Below are 14,755 nucleotides of genomic sequence, written 5' to 3'. Positions count from 1 at the left end.
AGGCCGCCCCGGCGTCAGGCCGCCCCGGCGTCAGACCGCGCGGGGACCATGCCGCGGCAGCGTCACGCCGCGCCCGCCGCCTGATACGTCGTCAGGGCCTCGTCGCCCAGGTACGGGTGGTACTCGTTGTTGCCCGAGCTGACGCTGATGTTGCCGACCAGGTACCCCGTGCCCGCGCCCGTGTCGAAGTTGGACAGGAAGCCGCCGCCGCTGGAGCCGCCGGTCTGCACGCAGTCGATGCCCCACATCGTGGAGTCGCCGCGCCCGGCGTCCGGATACTCCGTGCCCTCGCAGTGGTTGAGCTGCTCGCCGTTGCCCTCGGCGTCCGAGCCGCCGTAGCCGAAGGAGTGCACGTGCTGGCCGGTCGGCGAGTTGAAGGCGATGCCCTCGGCGCCCACGGTGTCCACCAGCGAACGGCCGTTGACGGTGTTCACCACCGCGTAGGCGAAGTCCCAGTTGGCGTTGCCCGCCGTCGAGACATAGCCGGACCACCAGTACAGGACGCGGGCGGAGAAGGTGCCGAACGGGCGGTTGCCGTGGTTGTAGCCGGGGATGAAGACCCAGTTCTGGTAGGACTCGCCGGTGCCCGCGTTGACGATGCAGTGGCCCGCGGTGAGGACCACCGACTTGTTGTCGGCGTTGGCGACGGTCGCGGAACAGGCGAAGGTGCCGCCCGAGGAGTTCTGGAAGAACACCTTGCCCGCGGTCGTGCTGATCAGGCCGCCGCCGTTCCACGCGGTGGGCGAGGACATCGGGGTGACCCGGCCGCCCGCCGTCGTGCGCGGCCCCGCGACCGGCGGGACCGCCACGCGGGAACCCGAGGCGGCGGGCGCCGCCGTCGTACGGGCGGCGGCCGTGCCCGTGGCGGCGGGCAGATCGGTCACGTCCTTCGCGCCGCGCAGGCGCTCGGGTGTCCAGAAACGCTCCGCCGCGCTCTGCTGCGCGGCGGAGACGGACGTCTGACGGACGCCCGCGGGCGAGGCCGGCGCGGCGTGCGCCGTGCCCGCCGTCCAGGCGGTCGCGGCGAGTGCTAACGCGCCGAGGAGAGCAGCCGATCGCTTCATAGCGACAACTCCAAGTCCTTTTGGGGGAAGGGGGGAGTGCGTGGTGGGGCCGGTGGTGCCGGAATCGACCCGAATCCCGTCTCGACAACGTTGTCCAACTGCGCCTGCGTAACGTCGCCGAAACGTGAGCGGGTGCCACGCTAACTCCGCGAGAGTGTCGTGTCCATGGCATCTTCAGCCGAATGTGAGTGGCTGGTGGTGCGTGTGGGGCGACGGGCCGTGACCGTGCGCCGTGCGCCGTGCGCCGTGCGCCGTGCGAAGGAGCGTGCGCGGGGCCAATCGAGGGAGTGCGCGCGGAAGGGTGCGCGGGGGAGCCGCGAGGGGGGTGTGCGCCGACCCGCCCGCGCGCGTACGGAGACCACCCGGGTGGGCGTACACGGACGGGCGTACGCGGACGGGTGTACGCGGACACACGCGCGCCCCCCGGGAGGTGATCCTCCTGGGGGGCGCGAGGGGCGAGGCGGGGGCTTCAGCCCTCAGTCGTCGCTCTTGTTGCTGTGGAAGACGTCCTTGGCGGCGTCCTTGACCTTCTCGCCGGCCTGACGGACATCGCCCTTGGCCTGGTCGGCACGGCCCTCGGCCTCAAGGCTCTCGTTGCCGACGGCGTGACCGACGGTCTCCTTGGCCTTGCCCTTCACCTGGTCGACCTTGGCCTTCGCCTTGTCGCTGTCGCTCATGATGAATTCCTCTTTCCTGGCTTTGTGCCGTGCCGTTTTTTCTGGGTGCTTTTCCTGTTTCGCTTGGCTTCCTGGCCGTTTACCAGCGGTACCAGCGGCCACGAGTGCCGCTCGGGCCGGTCGAGCGCAGCAGGAATCCCAGCGCCCACAGGACCAGTACCACGATACCGATCCACAAAAGCAGTTTCACGGCGAAGCCTGCGCCGATGAGAACCAGCGCCAGTAGAAGAACGATGAGCAACGCTGCCATGACGATCAACCTCCTGAAGTGTCTTCTGCCCCCGGATTCAGCGGCCAATCAGCGGGCCGCGAGCGCCTGGGGCTCAGGCGCGGCGTCGATCCGTCACGACGCGGTAGATCACCAGCAGGATCAGCGAGCCGACGATGGCCGCGATCCACGTGGACAGATGGAAGAAGCCCTTGATCGAGTGGACGTGGAAGATGACCTTGCCCAGCCAGCCGCCGAGCAGTCCTCCGAGAATGCCGATGACCATCGTCACGATGACACCGCCCGGGTCGCGCCCCGGCATCAGTGCCTTGGCGATAGCCCCGGCCAGCAATCCGATGATGATCCATGCGAGAATTCCCACGACGCCCTCTTCCCCTTCTGTCCCCCGGAAAGTCCCTGTCGACAACCGCCTTTACCGGCCCGCGCCTTTCAAACATGCGTACCCACGGAAGATCTCGCGCGCGGACGCGAGAGCGGGGCCGACCGGCCGGTCGGCCCCGCTGAATACGCGTTGTCCGCGCGGGCCGGTCCCCGGGAATCAGGGCGTGATGGAGAGCCGTGATGGAGAGCACCGCGCGGTTGCCGCCCGACGCGCCGGGGTCGGCGGTGGCGGTGAAGCGGAAGAGCTCGGTGCCGGTGTCGTAGCCGACTGCGCTGACGCAGCCGACGGGGCCGACGGAGCCGGTGGTGGCGGCCACGGCGGGCTTGCGGGGGGCGTAGCCGTGGAGGGTGACGGGCACCTCGCCCGGTGCGAAGGCGACCGTGGCGCGGACGGTGCCGTCGCCGCTGAGGTGCTCGACGCGCCGGTCGCCGTGGGAAATGAACTTCCCGCGTGCATGAACCGCCGCGCGACCCGCGTCACGCCCGGCCACCGCCCCGGATGGGGGCGTGTGAACCATTGACAGTGGGGGCGGTCGCCCGCATTGTGGGAGCGCTCCCACGCGTACGCGGCACGACCCCCCCACATCCCGCCTCCCGAAGGTGAGTACGCCGTGCGTCTTGTCATGCCCCCCGGCCCCCAGCCCTTACGCGGGCGCCGCCGCCCGCTCGTGGCCGCGGCCTCCGCCGCCGCGCTCCTCGGCACGCTGCTGCTCGGCGGCGCCACCGCGCGGGCCGACGACCCGCCCGCGGCGCCCGCGGACGTCACCGTCAACGCCAACGAGGGCCTGGGGACGATCCCCGGCACGGCGTACGGCCTCAACAGCGCCGTGTGGGACGCGCAGATGAACGAGCCGCAGGTCCAGGACCTGCTCCAGGCCGCCGACGTCGGAATGCTGCGCTACCCCGGCGGCTCGTACGGCGACATCTACCATTGGCGGACGAACACCGCGCCCGGCGGATACGTGGCGCCCGGCACGGACTTCGACGCGTTCATGGGCACGGTCAAGAAGATCGGCGCCCAGCCGATGCTCATCGCCAACTACGGCTCCGGCACACCGCAGGAGGCCGCGGACTGGGTGCGGTACGCCAACGTCACCAAGGGGTACGGCGCGAAGTTCTGGGAGGTGGGCAACGAGCTGTACGGGAACGGGCATTACGGCTCCGGCTGGGAGCAGGACGACCACGCCGACAAGTCGCCCGCCGCGTACGCGAACAACGTGCTCCAGTACGTGTCGGCGATGAAGGCCGTGGACCCGACGGTGAAGGTCGGCGCGGTGCTGACCATGCCGGGCAACTGGCCGGACGGGGTGATGGCCGACGGCGAGAGCGCCGACTGGAACCACACGGTCATCCCGCTGATCGCGGGCAAGGCCGACTTCGTGATCGTGCACTGGTACCCGAGCACGTCGGACACCGCGCAGATGCTGAACACGCCCTCGCAGCTCGCCGGTGAACTCGGCCAGTTGAAGGACCAGTTGACCGCGGCGGGCGCGGGCGACACCCCGATCGCGCTCACCGAGGTCAACGGCGGCCGGGACGTGGACACGCAGCCGAACGCGCTGTTCGGCGCCGACGCGTATCTGACCGCCCTTCAGAACGGGGTGTTCACCGTCGACTGGTGGGACACGCACAACGGCGCCCAGCAGATCTCGACGTCGCCCAACGGCGCCACCGATTACGGCGATTGGGGAGTGCTGTCCAGCGCCAACTGCGTCGGCACGGTCTGCGAGCCCGCGCTCAACACGCCGTTCCCGCCGTACTACGCGATCCAGATGCTGAGCCGGCTCGGGCGGCCGGGGGACCGGATGGTCGGCGCGGGCAGCGGTGCCGCGACGGTCGCGGCGCACGCCGTGCGCCGTGCCAACGGCGACCTGAGCGTGCTGCTGATCAACAAGGACCCGTCGGCGGCGCGGACCGTGGCCCTGCACTACACCGGCTTCACCCCCGACACGTCGGCAGGGGTGACCGTGGACACCTACCGCGACCAGGCCGCCGCGATCGACACCGTCACGTCGGCCTACAGCGCCCAACAGACGCTGCCGCCCTACTCGTTGACCACCGTCACCCTGCACCCCAAGGCCGGTACGGGCTCGGCCCTGACCGCGCCCGGCGCGCCGAAGGTGACCGCGGCCGGGGACACCACCGCCACCGTGAGCTGGACGCCGTCGACCGGCGGCGCGGTGACCCGTTACGAGGTCTACCGGCAGGTCGGCACGGTCAGCGAGCTGCTGGCCGACAGCACGGGCACCTCCGCGACCGTCCACAACCTCACGCCCGGTACGACCTTCACCTGGAACGTCCTGGCGCGGGACGCCAACGGCCGCCTGTCGCCGCCGTCCGACCCGGTGACCGTACGCACCGGCACCCCCGCGCACTCGACCTGCCAGGTCGGCTACCGCACCACCGCGGGCTGGGGCAACGGCTTCAACGCCGAGGTGACCGTCACCAACACCGGCCCGAGCCCGATCACCGGCTGGACGCTCGCCTTCGCCTTCCCCAGCGCGGGCGAGTCCGTGTCCGGCTTCTGGAACTCCAAGGTCACGCAGACCGGCAGGCAGGTCGTGGCCACCCCGGTCGACTGGAACGCGACGCTCGCCGCCAACGGCGGCAACTCCGCCTCCTTCGGCTTCACCGGGGCCAACGACGGCGCGGCGCCCCCGCCGACCGTCTTCACCCTCAACGGCACGGTCTGCACGACGACGTGAGTTCCCGGTCCCGTACGGCTTCCGCTACGGCTTCCGGTACGGCTTCCGGTCACGCCAGCGCGAAGTAGCGCAGCCACAGATAGAGGGCCGATACGGCGACGGTGGCGGCGGTGACGACGAGGCCGTAGCGGGTGAACTGCCAGAAGGAGATGGGCTGTCGGGCGCGTTCGGCGATGCCGAGCACGACGACGTTGGCCGAGGCGCCGATCGCGGTGGCATTGCCGCCGAGGTCGGCGCCGAGGGTCAGCGCCCACCACATGACGTGGTCGGGGTCGCCGCCCAGGTGACGGACGAGGTCGGCGGCGACGGGCGCCATCGTGGCGACGTACGGGATGTTGTCGACGACGCCGGACAGGACGGCGGACGCGCCGAGCATCAGCATGGAGCCGCCGAGTTCCCGGTCGCCGACGGCGTTGGCGAGGGCGTCGGAGACCTGGCCGATGACGCCGGTGTCGATCAGGCCGCCGATCATGACGAACAGCCCGGCGAAGAAGGCGAGGGTGGGCCACTCGACCTCGGTCAGCACCTCGCCGGTGTTCGCCCGGGACACCGCGACGAGCAGTCCCGCGCCGAGCAGGGCCACGACGCTCGGTTCGAGGTGCAGCACCGGGTGCAGGACGAAACCGGCGATGACGAGGGCGAGTACGGCCAGGCCCTGCCTGAGCATCCGCGGGTCGCGTATCGCCTCGCGCTCGTCCAGCGCCATGACCGCCAGCGCGCGGTCGGCGTCCCCGTCGAACGCCGAGCGGAACATCACGCGTGACAGGCCGATCAGCACGAGCACCAACACCACGGCCAGCGGCGCCAGATGGACGAGGAAGTCGTTGAAGGTCAGGCCCGCGCGGCTGGCGATGATGATGTTGGGCGGGTCGCCGACGAGCGTCGCGACCCCGCCGATGTTCGCGGCGAAGACCTCCGCGATCAGGAACGGCGCGGACGGCAGGGCGAGGCGTTCGCAGACCAGCAGGGTGACGGGCGCGACGAGCAGCACCGTCGTCACGTTGTCCAGCAGCGCGGAGGCGGTGGCGGTGACGACGATGAGCATCACCATCACGCGGAACGGTTTGGCCCGCGCCCGCTTCACCGACCAGATCGCCAGGTACTCGAAGAGGCCGGTGCGCTTGAGCACGCCGACGATCATCATCATGCCCAGCAGCAGGAAGATGACGTTCCAGTCGATGCCGGAGTCTTCGGAGTAGATGGCGGACACGTCGTCGGTCGCGCCGATCGCGAGCATCAGTCCGGCGCCGCCGAGCGCCGCAGCGACCCGGTGGACGCGTTCGCTGATGATGAGCGCGTAGGTCCCGAAGAAGACGGCGACGGCCGCCCACGCGTGCCAGTCACTCATCCGGCACCGCGTGTTCCGCCCGCGTCCACGTCACGATTACCACGGACGGTGCCCCCGATCAGCGAAGAGAGTTCTCTCGTATTCGCCGACCAGACTTCCCGGCACACCAGCGACCAATTTACACGTCTCATACGACTTCTTGACGCGGATGCGGTGATTCCGGGGGTCCGGGGGTTCGGGGGTCCGTCACGGGCGGAGGGCGGTGGGCGGTGGGCGGTGGGCGTGGGCGGTCGGCTGGGGAACGGGGCCCCGCGGCGGCCGAGTTCAGTCGAACCAGGCCGGATCGCCGGTCTCTATCAGGTGCTTGAGGACCGCCTTGTCGGTCAGGGCCTCCTTGAGCAGGGCGCCCAGGGCCTGGAGCGCTTCGGGGTCCGTGCCGTAGGCGACGAACATGCCCGCTTCGGGGTCGAAGGAGACGCGGTCGAGGAGTTCGGGCGCGCGGGAGCGGATGGCCGAGCGGGCGACGCCCGTCCAGCCGTAGCCGCTGCCGTACTGCTCGCACTCCTCGAAGACGTCCATGAAGGGGACCATGTCGGTGTCGCTGAGCAGCAGGCAGTAGTTGCCCGGGTCGTGGTCGTACTCGAAGAACGTGAGCGGGTCCAGCGTCGAGGTTTCGGTCATGGGCCGACGCTATAGGGAGCCACTGACAGGCTCAGGCGGCCCGCGTCGTCGTGACTTTGCCCTTGCGGAGGGTGAGGGTGCGGTCGGAGCGGGCGGCGAGGGTCTGGCTGTGGGTCACGACGATGACGCACTTGTGCTGGATGTGCGCCAGGTCGCGGAAGATGTCGATGATGCTGTCGGCGGTGTCCTCGTCGAGGTTGCCCGTGGGTTCGTCGGCGAAGAGGATGTCGACGTCGCAGGCCAGGGCCCGGGCGATGGCGACGCGCTGCTGCTGCCCGCCGGAGAGCTTGAGCACATTGCGGTGCGCGGCGTCGGGGTCGAGGCCGACGCCGGCCAGGATGTCGAGCGCGCGGGCTTTGCGCCGCCCGGTGGCGGGCCTGGCGCCGGTGATCTCCATCGCGGTGACGACGTTCTGAAGGGCCGTCATGTACGGCAGCAGGTTGTACTGCTGGAAGACCGTGGCGGCGTGCCTGTTGCGGTAGCGGCCGAGGCCGATGGACGCGATGTCCCGCCCGTCGAAGCGGACGGTGCCCGTGGTGGGGCTGTCCAGGCCGCTGGCCAGGCTGAGCAGGGTGGTCTTGCCGCTGCCCGAGGGGCCGAGGATGGTGGAGAACGTGCCCCGCTCGAAGGACACGTCGATCTGCCGGAGCACGGTGGTCTTGCGCCGCTGGCCCCGGTAGGTGTGGCTGACGGCGGAGAGTTGGAGGACGGGGGGAGCGGCGGGGACGGGGTCGGAGGTGGCGTCGGAGGCGGCCTCGGGGGTCGCGCCTGCCGCCGCAGCGGCGTCCCGGGACTCGCGCGGAGTCCGTGAGGTGCCCGAATTCCGTTTCATAAGAGGTCACTTGCCCTTCGTGAGGATCGTGCGCGGGGTGAGCCGGAGTACGGCGGCGCCGGGGACGGCGGTGGCGGCGATCCGGTGCCCGCCGACCGCGTGCCCGACCTCTTCGAGCCCTTCCGCCGTCTCGCCCCCGACCGCACCAGCGCCTCACCCGCGTCCGGCCACGGACTCGGCCTCGCGATCGTCCGCTCCATCGCCACCGCCCACCACGCCACGCTCACCGCTTGCCCCACCCACCCCGGCGGCCTGGCCGTCACCGTCACCTTCGCCCGCGCCGACCGTACGATCGCGGCGTGACGATCACCTACGAGTGGCGCGGCCACGTCGACAACGGAGCCCTCAACTCCCTTCACGCCGACGGTTTCGGCGGCCCGCCCGCCCGCACCGACTGGCGCGCCCGCCTCGAACGCCACAGCCTCGGCTGGGTCTGCGCCCACGACGACACCCGCCTCATCGGCTTCGTCAACGTCATCTGGGACGGCGGCGCCCACGCCTTCCTCCTGGACACCGTCGTCTCCCGGCCCCACCGCTCGAAGGGCGTCGGCGCCCACCTCGTCGCCACCGCCGCCCACCACGCCCGCGCCGCCCACTGCGAATGGCTCCACGTCGACTTCGAGCCCCACCTCCGCCCCTTCTACCTCGACACCTGCGGCTTCCGCCCCACCCCAGCGGGCCTGATCGCCCTGTGACTCCGGATGCCGGCACCGCAACTGTCGTGTTCCCCGCGCAGTGACGCGATCGTGACGCGCTGAGCGCGGGAGCACTCTCGAACCTCACGCGTTCTCTTCGCTACCGTGGGTGGCGGATACGGGGGGTCAGGCGTGCGGGGTCCGAGGGGGCCTTTTCGCCGACGCCCCGAACGGTGCCCACGGACAACCGATCGGGAGACTTCGACCATGCGAGCCCGCTCAGCATTTCCCGTCGCGGCTCTCGCGGCGACCGCCGCGTTGACGCTCTCCGCCTGCGGCGGCGGCTCAGGTGGCGGCGACAGCAAGATTTCCCCGACCACGGCGCCCCCGGCCACAGCGACGGCGACCGCGACATCGGCGCAACCGGCGGCGACGGGTGGGGTGTTGACCGTCGACCCGGCGCTCGCGCTCCCCGCGGACCTGAAGCTCGACTTCGACTGGCGGCTTCCGGCGGACGACGCCGAGGCCGGGGTCCTGACCGCGTCGGCCGACTTCATGCAGTCGATGACGCACGGCGTGGTCGAGCAGAGCGTGAAGGGCGGGGCCCTGAACACGTACGCGGAAGGCGACGCGTACAGCTACGCGAAGCAGTACGTCCAGATGCACATCGACGCGAAGAAGACGGTGACCGGTACCGACCGCTTCTTCCGGCCCGCCGTCAAGCTCCTCGCCAAGAACTCGGCGGCCGAAGTCACCTTCTGCGAGGACCAGTCGAAGCTGTTCAGCAAGGAGATCGGGACCGGGAAGGTGCACGTCACCGGCGCTGACGACCGCAACTACGTGTCGTACCAACTGGTGCTCAGCCTGTTCCGGCCCGGCACGCAGCTCTGGCGAGCACAGTCGATCACCACCAAGGAAAGGGCGTTGGAGTGCAAGCAATGACGGGTACGGGGTCACTCCGCCGCGCGCTGCCCCTCGCGGCGCTCATCGTGTTACTCGCGGCGGCACCGGGTTACGCCTTCGACGACACCGGTTTGCCGCCGTCGGGTGGAAAGGGTTCGGGCGGAAAGGGTTCGGGTGACAGCGGCGGAAACCTGGAGGCCATCGCCCAGGGGTACCGGCTGACGTATCCCACGGGCAGGCCGAGCGGCGCGAGCCGACCGTTGGCGTCGGTCAACGTCAACTGGACGCCGCCGCCTTGCTGGTTCGGGCCGAAGTACACCCCCGAGCAGTTCAAGGCGGAGTACACGAAGAACTTCAACGACGAACTGCCCCAGGTGCACGGCACTTTCCGTACCGCCATGGGGATGGACCGGGACCACTACCAGAACGGGCTGGACTACCCCGGCGGGGACAAGGGCTACAAGGACTTCAACAGCGCCGAGGCCGGCAAGGGAATGTGGTGGCTGGTGACTGTCAATCCGGACGCCGACCCGTCGGCGCAGATGGGCTGCAACGACCAGACGCCGAGGTGGGTGCCCAACGGCCAGATGCCGCCTGCCGGGACCGGGCATGTGATCACCCCGGAAATGCTCTCCAAGCTCGCCTTCGCCCACACCCACGTACCCGGCGTGAGGATCGTGACCAATCCCGCGGGCCCGCAGACGGTCAACATCCCCACCTGGGTGACCCTGCGACAGGCGTACACGCCGGTGAAGGTGCGGGCGTCGGTGGACCTGGGCGGCGGCCGGGAGATCTGGGCCGAGACCACCGCGGAGCCGTCCGCCGTGCACATCACCCCCGGCACCTCCGACGCCACCGTCTTCCCGTCCTCCGGCGACTGCCCGATCGGACCCGACGGCAAGGTCGGCGCCGCCTACAACGGCGACCCGAAGGCAGCCCCTCCCTGCGGCGTGACGTACCTGCGCTCGACGCAGAACACCCCGCCGTACCAGCTCGATGTCTCCGTCAACTGGCATGTGAGCTGGACGGGTTCGAGCGGCGGCCCCTACGCCCTGCCCGACGGCAGGGTCGGCGACCCGCGAGAGGTGACGGTCCGGGAGATCCAGACCATCAACAACTGACCGTCCGCGGCGGGCGGTTGAGCCGGGCGGACCAGACCCATGGCTCGTCCGGCGGACGGGATGCGCGGGATCCGGACGGACTCGCGCCGCCGCGGGGCCCTCAGGTTGTTGATGTTGCCGGGTCGCTGGTGCTGGGGGTGCCGGTTTCCACGTGGGCGGCGAAGCGGCGGAGGTAGGCGGGGTCGGTGGTGGTGGTGACGGTGATGTCGTACCAGTGGTTGCCGGCGGGGACGCCCCAGGCGGGGACGGTGCGGGAGGCGCCGGCGGCGACGGTGTAGGTGTAGTGGGCGGTGGGGGCGTAGGCGTCGGTGGCGTTGAAGGTGACGGGGGCGCCGGTGGGGTTGCTGAAGACGAGGGTGACCTGGCCGGTGGCGGGGGTGTGGCGGGCGGTCACCTCGGGGCCGACCGAGCCCGCGGTGCCGGCCATGCGGCGCAGGAAGCCGTTGGGGCCGTGGACGGAGAAGTCGTAGCGGTCGGAGGCGGCGGGCATCAGCCAGGTGTCGACCAGGGATTTGCCCGCCTCGACGGTGTACGGCCACGGGCCGTCGGAGCGGACCGCTGAGGTGACGAGGAAGGCGGCGCCCGCCGTGCCGAAGTTGCGGAAGGTGAACTGGAAGCGTCCGCCCGCGGGTTGGGTGTCGGCGGCCAGGTCGTACGGCAGCGGGCGGGCGTTGCGCAGGCCCGGTTCCTGGCGCGGGACGGCGCCGGTGGCGGGCGGGGTGGGGACGTAGTCGCCGGGGTTGTTGTGGTTCGGCGGTACGTAGCCGCCGGTGCCGGGGAGCGCGGGCGCGGCGGCGTTGCTGCGGGTGAAGTCGAAGGCGGCGGTGAGGTCGCCGCAGACCGCGCGGCGCCAGGGTGAGACGTTCGGGTTGCGCACACCGAAGCGCTTCTCGATGAACTGCACGATCGAGGTGTGGTCGAAGGTCTGCGAGCAGACCCAGCCGCCCGTGCTCCAGGGCGAGAGCACCAGCATCGGCACGCGCGGCCCGAGCCCGTACGGCCCGGCCGCGTAACCGGAGAGCCCGCCGGTGTAGAGGTCCTGGGTGACGTCGGCGGTGGACAGCCCGCGCGCGGCGGAGGCGGGCGGGAAGGGCGGCACGACGTGGTCGAAGAAGCCGTCGTTCTCGTCGTACGTGAGGAAGACGGCGGTACGGCTCCACACCTCGGGGTCGGCGGTGAGCGCGTCCAGCACCTGGGAGATGTACCAAGCGCCGTAATTGGCGGGCCAGTTGGGGTGTTCGCAGAACGCCTCGGGGGCGGCGATCCAGGACACCTGGGGGAGTTTGCCGCCCACGACGTCGGCCCTGAGCCGGTCGAAGTAGCCGTCGCCGTTGCGGGCCGAGGTGCCGGTGCGGGCCTTGTCGTAAAGGGCGCTGCCGGACTGGGCGTTGCGGTACTGGTTGAAGTACAGCAGGGAGTTGTCGCCGTAGTTGCCGATGAAGGGGTCGCTCGTCCAGCCCCAGCCGCCGCCGGAGTTCAGGCCGGTACCGGTGTCCTGGTAGACCTTCCAGGAGACGCCCGCCCGCTCCAGGATCTCGGGGAAGGTGGTCCAGCCGTACCCGGCCTCCTCGTTGCCCAGCACCGGGCCGCCGCCCTTGCCGTCGTTGCCCGAGTAACCCGTGTACATGTAGTACCGGTTGGGGTCGGTGGAGCTGAGCATCGAGCAGTGGTAGGCGTCGCAGATGGTGAACGCGTCGGCGAGCGCGTAGTGGTACGGGATGTCCTGGCGGGTGAGGTGCGCCATCGTCGTGGTGGTCTTGGCCGGGATCCAGCGGTCGTAGTTGCCGCCGTTCCACGCCTGGTGCGTGCCGTACCAACTGTGGTCGAGGTCGCGGAGGAACTGGAGGCCGAGGTTGTCGATGTTCGGCCGGAAGGGGAGCGTCTCGTGCCCGGCGGCGTCCGCCTGGTGGAAGACGGACTTGCCGCTGGGCAGGGTGGCCGGGCGGGGGTCGCCGAAGCCGCGCACGCCGCGCAGGGTGCCGAAGTAGTGGTCGAAGGAGCGGTTCTCCTGCATCAGGACGACGATGTGCTCGACGTCCTGGAGGGTGCCGGTTCCCGCGGCGGCCGGGATCGAGGCGGCCTTGGCGATGCCGCCGGTGAGGACGGACGCGGCGGCGGTGGCTCCGGCGAGTTGCAGGAACCTTCGGCGGTCGACGTTGGGCACGGGGCTTCTCCTGACGGTCCGGTGGGGGCGGGCCGTGCTGCCGGTGGCGCTCTGGGCGTGCTCTGGCGGTGCCCCGGCAGGGCGGGTCCGGCTGCGCGGTGGTGCGTGCGGAGGGGGCATTTGCGGCATACGCGAACACGTGTGGCGTGCACATGATGGTGATCCGGGGCGGATGGTGTCAATGGGGCGCGGGGGAGTACGGGTTGACCGGCCGAGTCGTACCGCCTTGGGTGATTGACATGCCCACGGTCACTCGCGATGCTGTTGGAACGTGCTACCACCGGTGTTGACCCTTGTGTGGGAGCGGTGGAAACGGTGGGATTCAAGCGGTCAGAGCGCCAAGTTCCCCCCTCCGATGCGGTTCTGACCGGACGTCGTCCCTCGGCGGGCGCTCCACCGCCCGCCCGGCGTCGAAGCGGAGGCCCGACCATGGAACGGGACTATGAAGCTTCTGCGAAGTCTCCACAGTGCCTTGGCAGGCGGCGGCCGGGGCGGTTCGTCCGGCACCGGCCCGGGCGGTTTGTCCGGCACCGGTCTGGGCAGCTCGTCCGGGGGTGACCCGGCCGGTTCGTCCGGCACCGGCCGGGGTGCCCTGGCCGGCACGGTGTGCGCAGCCCTCGCGGCCGTACTCGCCCTGCTGGCCGTGCTGTGTTCCGCGCCCGCCCAGGCGTCCCAGACCACCATCCACAACGCCGACCCGAGCGTGATCCGGGTCGGCAGCACGTACATCTCGGCCGAGACGTCGGGCGGCGGCATCGCCGTACGGAAGGCGTCGTCGCCCGACGCCCTCGGCGCGGCGGCCTCCCGCAAGGTCTGGTCGGATACCAAGGGCCGCGGTGAGGTGTGGGCCCCGGAGATCGTGGTGGACGGCGGCCGGTACTACATCTACTTCACCTCGGGCGCCGGAGCCGCGCACCGGATGTACGTCATCAGCTCGGCGACCGCCGACAGCGGCTACGGCGCCGAGACCCAACTGGCCCTGCCCAACGACAAATGGGCCATCGACGGGAACCTCTTCACCTTCAACGGGCAGCGCTGGTTCGTCTGGTCGGGCTGGGCGGGCGACACGAACGTCGAACAGAACCTGTACATCGTCCGGATGAGCAGCCCCACCACGCCGACCGGCGCGCGCTTCATCATCTCCCAGCCGCGCGAGAGCTGGGAGCGCGTCGTCGGCAACCCGTACATCAACGAGGCGCCCGCCGCCGTCAAGGACCCCAACGGGCAGCTCCACATCGTCTATTCGGCCAACGGGAGCTGGAGCGACCAGTACTGCATGGCCGATCTGCGGCTGCGCTCCGGCGGTGACCCGACGTACGTCTGGGACTGGTACAAGTCCAACGGCTGCCTGTTCGGTGCGCACGCCGCCACCATGATGTCCGGCTGGGACCCCACCCTCTACGTCAACGGCCCCGGCTCCCACAGCTTCGTCCTCCTCAACGGTGACATCGGCACCAGCCCGCCCGCCGGCCCCCGCTTCCCCCTCATGTTCACCGCCGTCCCCAAGGGCACCCCCTACTCCTGGTCCAACCGCTACTGGTTCACCGGCACCTTCTGCTGGTGGGGCAACACCACCTACTCCCGCGCCAACGTCCCCGGCCCCACCTCCGACACCGGCTTCAGCCTGAAGTTCTTCGAATAACCCCCACCGGTCCCGGTTCGGGGTGCTGGCGGGGGCGGGGGGAGGGGGATGGCGTACGGGGTGCGCCCCTGCCCCCGGCGGTTGTCCGAACGCACGGTTTGAGCAGGTGAGGGCTTTGACGCAGCACCCCCATGGGCGGAATCCGGCGAGCGGCGCGCTGGGCGCGTACGAGCTGGGCGGGTACGAACGGCACGCGGACGCGCTGTTCTCGCTCGCGCTGTTGCTGTGCCGCGATCCGGAGCGGGCGGTCGAGGCGGTCGCGGCGGCGGTGGCGCTGTCGTATCGGGGGGCCGGCGCCCGTGGCGGACAGGGAGCTGGGGTCGGTACTGCGCCGTGCCGCCGACCTCCCGGCCGGGCGCACGGTGTGACGTCAGGGTGCCCGCGGACACCCGGGAGGTAGGGTGGAAGGAGCGTCCCTGCCCCTGGCGCAGTC

At 70.6% G+C, this 14,755-nt stretch carries 14 protein-coding genes; 6 read left to right on the top strand and 8 right to left on the bottom strand.

The annotated features are described in order from the left end of the window. Positions 1-62 precede the first annotated feature (62 nt). The 4 genes from ACIQCJ_RS27330 to ACIQCJ_RS27315 all read right to left on the bottom strand — a co-directional run bounded on the left by ACIQCJ_RS27330 (position 63) and on the right by ACIQCJ_RS27315 (position 2,331). On the bottom strand, positions 63-1,064 hold the full coding sequence (locus ACIQCJ_RS27330) for a trypsin-like serine peptidase (RefSeq protein ID WP_402712831.1): 1,002 nt from the start codon (positions 1,062-1,064) through the stop codon (positions 63-65). 476 nt (positions 1,065-1,540) lie between these two features. Beyond that, complete coding sequence (locus ACIQCJ_RS27325) at positions 1,541-1,741, bottom strand: CsbD family protein (RefSeq protein WP_355339978.1); 201 nt, start codon at positions 1,739-1,741, stop codon at positions 1,541-1,543. Positions 1,742-1,820: 79 nt separating this feature from the next. Then, complete coding sequence (locus ACIQCJ_RS27320) at positions 1,821-1,991, bottom strand: hydrophobic protein (RefSeq protein WP_355339981.1); 171 nt, start codon at positions 1,989-1,991, stop codon at positions 1,821-1,823. Between the two features lie 73 nt (positions 1,992-2,064). Further along, positions 2,065-2,331 (bottom strand): GlsB/YeaQ/YmgE family stress response membrane protein, encoded by a 267-nt coding sequence (locus ACIQCJ_RS27315; RefSeq protein ID WP_355339983.1) that lies wholly within the window; start codon positions 2,329-2,331, stop codon positions 2,065-2,067. A 631-nt stretch (positions 2,332-2,962) separates the two neighbouring features. On the opposite strand from ACIQCJ_RS27315, the gene ACIQCJ_RS27310 reads away from it, so the two are divergent. Further along, positions 2,963-5,056: a cellulose binding domain-containing protein gene (locus ACIQCJ_RS27310; protein WP_401305746.1), complete on the top strand. Its 2,094-nt coding sequence runs from the start codon at positions 2,963-2,965 to the stop codon at positions 5,054-5,056. 49 nt (positions 5,057-5,105) lie between these two features. Here the strand turns inward: ACIQCJ_RS27310 and ACIQCJ_RS27305 are convergent, their stop codons facing one another. The 3 genes from ACIQCJ_RS27305 to ACIQCJ_RS27295 form a co-directional block, all read right to left on the bottom strand. Further along, the gene (locus ACIQCJ_RS27305) at positions 5,106-6,404 is read right to left on the bottom strand and encodes an SLC13 family permease (RefSeq protein WP_402712830.1); all 1,299 of its coding nucleotides are present in this window, start codon (positions 6,402-6,404) and stop codon (positions 5,106-5,108) included. Between the two features lie 264 nt (positions 6,405-6,668). Further along, positions 6,669-7,025, bottom strand: coding sequence for an Imm51 family immunity protein (locus ACIQCJ_RS27300; protein WP_391041687.1), 357 nt, complete (start codon positions 7,023-7,025; stop codon positions 6,669-6,671). Positions 7,026-7,056: 31 nt separating this feature from the next. Further along, on the bottom strand, positions 7,057-7,857 hold the full coding sequence (locus ACIQCJ_RS27295) for an ABC transporter ATP-binding protein (protein WP_402712829.1): 801 nt from the start codon (positions 7,855-7,857) through the stop codon (positions 7,057-7,059). An 84-nt stretch (positions 7,858-7,941) separates the two neighbouring features. On the opposite strand from ACIQCJ_RS27295, the gene ACIQCJ_RS27290 reads away from it, so the two are divergent. From ACIQCJ_RS27290 to ACIQCJ_RS27275, 4 genes are all read left to right on the top strand, one after another. Next, positions 7,942-8,160 carry an ATP-binding protein gene (locus tag ACIQCJ_RS27290; RefSeq protein WP_402712828.1) on the top strand — a complete coding sequence of 73 codons (219 nt, stop codon included), beginning with the start codon at positions 7,942-7,944 and terminating at the stop codon, positions 8,158-8,160. Further along, a complete protein-coding gene (locus tag ACIQCJ_RS27285) occupies positions 8,157-8,552 on the top strand; it encodes a GNAT family N-acetyltransferase (protein ID WP_402712827.1) in 396 nt (131 codons plus the stop codon). The genes ACIQCJ_RS27290 and ACIQCJ_RS27285 overlap by 4 nt, the downstream gene beginning before the upstream one ends. A gap of 207 nt (positions 8,553-8,759) precedes the next feature. Further along, a complete protein-coding gene (locus ACIQCJ_RS27280) occupies positions 8,760-9,434 on the top strand; it encodes a hypothetical protein (protein ID WP_402712826.1) in 675 nt (224 codons plus the stop codon). After that, entirely contained in the window at positions 9,431-10,516 is a 1,086-nt protein-coding gene (locus tag ACIQCJ_RS27275; RefSeq protein ID WP_402712825.1) for a hypothetical protein, read from the top strand. Before ACIQCJ_RS27280 ends, ACIQCJ_RS27275 begins: the two co-directional genes overlap by 4 nt. 100 nt (positions 10,517-10,616) lie before the next feature. Here the strand turns inward: ACIQCJ_RS27275 and ACIQCJ_RS27270 are convergent, their stop codons facing one another. After that, positions 10,617-12,680, bottom strand: coding sequence for a phosphocholine-specific phospholipase C (locus ACIQCJ_RS27270; protein ID WP_402712824.1), 2,064 nt, complete (start codon positions 12,678-12,680; stop codon positions 10,617-10,619). A gap of 442 nt (positions 12,681-13,122) precedes the next feature. On the opposite strand from ACIQCJ_RS27270, the gene ACIQCJ_RS27265 reads away from it, so the two are divergent. Then, on the top strand, positions 13,123-14,322 hold the full coding sequence (locus ACIQCJ_RS27265; protein WP_402712823.1) for a glycoside hydrolase family 43 protein: 1,200 nt from the start codon (positions 13,123-13,125) through the stop codon (positions 14,320-14,322). Positions 14,323-14,755: the final 433 nt, after the last annotated feature.

Origin of the sequence: Streptomyces sp. NPDC093221, assembly GCF_044753885.1 — a bacterium.
In the GTDB taxonomy this organism is placed as follows: domain Bacteria; phylum Actinomycetota; class Actinomycetes; order Streptomycetales; family Streptomycetaceae; genus Actinacidiphila.
Note: the sequence above shows the minus strand (reverse complement) of the source record. Positions and strands in the feature narration are given on the sequence as shown.